Origin of the sequence: Microcoleus sp. BM001215392, from assembly GCF_036700185.1 — a bacterium.
Classification (GTDB): domain Bacteria; phylum Cyanobacteriota; class Cyanobacteriia; order Cyanobacteriales; family Microcoleaceae; genus Microcoleus.
In genome coordinates this window covers 1-4,392 of the sequence record NZ_JAUBOJ010000507.1, presented here as the reverse complement: position 1 = coordinate 4,392, position 4,392 = coordinate 1, and the positions used below count along the sequence as shown (strand labels likewise).

The following is a 4,392-nucleotide window of genomic DNA, read 5'->3' as shown; positions in this document are numbered from 1 at the left end:
CTTGTCTACAATGTCTACAACATCTGTAGACACGACGCTATCATTGTTTCGTGTAGACAAACTTGTAGACACTGTAGACACAAGAGGGTCGCTACGTGTAGACACTGTAGACGTGCCTGATACTTCCTTGAGAATGCGTTGCGCAGCCTGGTTTACCGACTCACCCTCTAGCTTCTGAGCTTCTATCCAGTTCAGGAAGTGACCGTTCGCTCTGAAGGATATCACTTGACTTTGACTCATTGTAGACACCTGTATACACTATTTGTCTACAATAACTGGCAGATGTATACACTGTCAACATATTGTAGACAAAACTTGTAGACGCGAAAATCCCACAGTCAAGGGGGATGGGGTTGGGTCGCTAGTTATCAGCTAACTGGGTTTGAGAATTAATTTGTCGGGAGTCTCAGCGTAAGCAATTAAAACCATCCTCCAGACCTGTCTGACACAAGCTGATGTTGCGTACTTATAAACAAATTTACCTGGTCGTACCTCCTCAGCGTATGTACTCAGCCATTCTGCTATCCGCCTCTGTTCTACGGATATGTTTTGCCACTCGTGATAAGTCCCAGTGAATCGATAAAGCTTTTTACCAACAGCGATGTATGTTTTGTCGTCATATAGTGCTTCCATCGCTTTTTCGACGTAACCCCTCTCGGGATTTTCTTTACTACCCACGGGATATTCTTTGCTGCTCACCATCGTTTTGACTCCTTTTTTGCCTTTCCAAGTACCCGCCAATTTTCAAGATTCTAGTCATTTACAGCTATGGGGTTACAGCTTCATCAACTCGCAAGGTTCAAACTCGTATTGCTGAATCATTCTGACAGGCTTATCAAACCTGACTAGGTAAGTGTCACCTGTGGCAAGACAGTAGATATTGTCCACAACCTCACCTCGTGCACCTTGATAGATGCCCCCGACATCTTTTACTACGACCCGCTGACCTATCTCAAAAGTTCTGGGCTTCTTTGGGGTGGTCGCTGACTTAGCAGCTTCTGTAGTACAGCTCATCTTTGAGGATTTTAAATTTTCCAAAGGTGGTGTTTTCGTATCCACACTATCCACACTAGCCTTTAAAGCTTTACTAGATAAGGATTTAGAGGTGTGGATAGGGTTATCCACACTGTATCCACACTTATCCACACTTTGCTCGTTTAGATGGGGTAAAACTGTGGATAGTGTGGATAGGTGTGGATAAGGGTTATCCACACTTGTAACCTTTACTGTGTCTTGATTACAGGCTAGTGTGGATAGTGTGGATAGGGTAGAGGTAGTAAACAAAATACTTTGTCCTTTTGATGTAACCTCCCCATACTTCATTGACGCTAATTCCTCGAACCATTCTCGAATTTGCTGACTCTCGGGGCGGTGTTTTGCGTCAAAAGTTGCTCTTACCTCACGAGCCGAAACCGTTCCCCCTTTGCGCTCTGCCAGCGAAAGAATTTTTACCAGGTTTGGGGCAAGGGCGTCCGCGCCACAAACCTCAATATTTATACTCAAAGCTTGTTGCGTCGTGTACTCTACCCATTTGATGGCCGCTGCGACGTGTTCGGCGGGAATCTTCAGTGAAACTTCAAGACCTAAATGTGATGCGTGGATGCAGTGCAGGATGGTAGCGACGCGGCCAACTTTCTCGGCTGCTTTACCAAGCATTGCCCGCATTCCTTGCTTTGGATGGTTGAACCTTAGTCGATGACAGTGATTGCAATAATCCACAAACAGCTTTTTCGCTTCCTCATCTAGCTCAAACCCCATTACCCCAAGAGCATCGACTTTTTCGTAGAGCGCTTGCATCATTGGGTTGATGTCAATCTTTGGGAGCCCTAAAGTTATTTGAGTTAAAGCCAGCGGCTGCTGTACAAATTCAAATCGGGCAAAGGTTCCGTTGTCGTCGTTGCCATCTCCGAGGAAAGGTTCTAAGACTTTGGGCTGGATGTTGCCGTAAATAGAAAGGGAGACAGCGCCCACATTGACGGTAGTGCCAGCCGCGCGTGCTACTACCGGGCCGTTGCCACTCCAGCATTCCAGTAAGTCCTCCTTGTCACTTCCTTTGCCGCTGCGGTACTGGTTCGCTGATTTAAAAAATCCTGCGAGTTCGTCACAGACCCAAAGTATTCCTTGGCTGGGGTTGCGTCCCACCATGCCTGCTATCCCCTCCCATGTGGCTTTGGTGATGTAGGGGATTGTCTCTACAGGCGCGTCAGGTGCGGGGCCTTTGTTTTCATCCTTGCTGTTTTTCCATTGTTCGAGTTCCTCTGTATGGGCTTTTTTCTGGGCCTCAAACTTCTCCTGATTCTTCTTCCGCATCGCTGCTAGCGGGTCTGTAATCATGGCGTTCATTACCGGGGTCTTCATCTGAGAAGACTCAGCGATAAGAGCTCCGAAGTAGCCATAAGTCCGACACCGATACCTGTTCCATTCCTCCACAAGCATTGTGCTGCTGCCATTTTTCAGGAATCTTGAGATACCAGAAATCAGTGCCAGTGCGTAGCACTCAGGTTTCAGATTCATGCGTCGCGCTACTTCTTCGATCGGGCTTGCCAGAGATTCGGGGAAGATTTCTGATAGTTTGACGCTGGCGGACTTGGAGGCAAGCAGTTGTTCAACCCCAATTCTTGTGTCTTCCTGGTTTGCTTCTTGGTCTAGTTCATGCTCCAGTTCTTGATAGAGCGAGCGGATTTCCTGTGTCAGCCTCCCGTACTTTTGTGACAGATTTGCGATCGCAATTGTCAGGTCGGAGCGCTTCAGATTTTCCTCTACCAGCTTGCTGACTTCGGTTTTCAATTCTGAAAGTTCGCGGGCTTCAAATTTTGGATGGCTCAAAACTTTTGCTGCTGCCTGTGATAATTTCTCCCACTTGGTTAGAGTTGGTGCGCTCGCTACAGCCTCTTTGAAAGCCTCACCACCGTTAGTTTTGATAAAATCGTCCATCCCTTTAAATAGGGCATCCCAAACTGTGACGTGTACCTCGCAGCCACACTCTTCTAGCAAGCGGCAAAACTTCAAAATGGCTGCACGACAGGCTGGGTTGGCCGCGTAGTCGGAGTCAAAGTCTATGTAGTGGATGGTGTCAGGCTGTGCCCACTCCTTCACAAAGGGTGCTAGCTCCCCGTCTTTGCCCCAATTCCACACACCCGTTAGCGCAATGGTTGCAAGCCCAATGCTCAATCCAGCCCCGGCTTTCTTAGCCCCCTCTGTCCAATGGCGGGGGATGGATTTGTCAGCGTGAACTTTTGCCCAATAATCGCGATCGGGCATTGCTAGAAAGATTGCGTCAGGTTCCATGCCGCTAGCTGTTAAGTATTTGCGTTCTTTGGAGCCTTCCGGGTGGTGCGGTTTGTCTGGCTTAGCTTGGCCGTACAAATTGCCGGCCCGTTCACCTGTTCGCCACTGGATGCCTCGACACCACCAACCCACAGTTTTAATAGGTTCTTTCGGACGGACGCGCTCGTTGATTTCTTTGGCAGATAGCGATTCGATGTTGAGATGTGCGATCGCTAATGAAACTGCTGAGCCTTCGACCCACTCGGTGAGGTGTTTGGGGTTGATAGAAATTGAATTTACGGATGCAGAATTTTTCCCGTTGGGATATGATGATTCCATGGATTTAATGTCCGCCCTCAAAGGCGGGTTTAGTACCAAAAGCCGTTGCAATCAGGTTCCAATTGAAGAGCAGCGGTTTTTTGGTGTTTACAGGTTTTGGAAAATTCAAGGCATAAGAGGAACCGCCCGCTAGAAAACCAGCGAGTGGATAAGTGAGTCACTGCGAGCGCAACCACCTATTTCGACATCAGGGATAGGGATAAATCGTTTGGGCGGGCCTCGGCTAACTTCGGGTTTTAGCGGCTCTACCTTAACAGTGGTGCAGACATCAAATGAATCGTGGGACTCAAAAAAATAGGTTAGTAGGGCGACAGATACAAGAGCTGCTGACCAGGTGAAATTAAGAGATGCTTTGATGACCGCGCAAATTTCTGCCTTCATTGCTAGGACAAATACGTGCCAGAACTTCCACGATCGAGCTTCTCTCTGACGCCGCCAAACAGAAACCCATGCCTCCCCCGGCCTGGGGAGAAGCAGTAACTCTCTGAATTTTTTTGCGCGCGCCTTTATGTCCATATTGTTAATTTAACTTTGAATGCACCCAACCAGACACCTAAAACTTGGTAGTTTTCCCCGTCGCCTTGAGACCCTTATTCTGCGCGGGTCGTCGAGTGCTTTTACCTTTAAACACGACGAGTGAGTTTCTGGACGCAAACTGGACGTAAACGACTCGCAACTCACCCACTTTTTTTGCAGCTAATCCTGACCTCCCAACACCGCATCCCACGGCCGAGGTTGTGGTTCCCCCGGTGTTGGCGGCGGGACTGTTGCCCCCAGTTGAGGTAG

Annotated in this window: 2 protein-coding genes; both read right to left on the bottom strand. The window is 48.4% G+C overall.

Translation table 11 applies throughout. The features are described from left to right. Positions 1 to 372: 372 nt before the first annotated feature. The gene (locus tag QT974_RS31635) at positions 373 to 702 is read right to left on the bottom strand and encodes a hypothetical protein (RefSeq protein WP_333472332.1); all 330 of its coding nucleotides are present in this window, start codon (positions 700 to 702) and stop codon (positions 373 to 375) included. A 72-nt stretch (positions 703 to 774) separates the two neighbouring features. Beyond that, entirely contained in the window at positions 775 to 3,606 is a 2,832-nt protein-coding gene (locus QT974_RS31630; protein ID WP_333472331.1) for a DUF3987 domain-containing protein, read from the bottom strand. Positions 3,607 to 4,392: the final 786 nt, after the last annotated feature.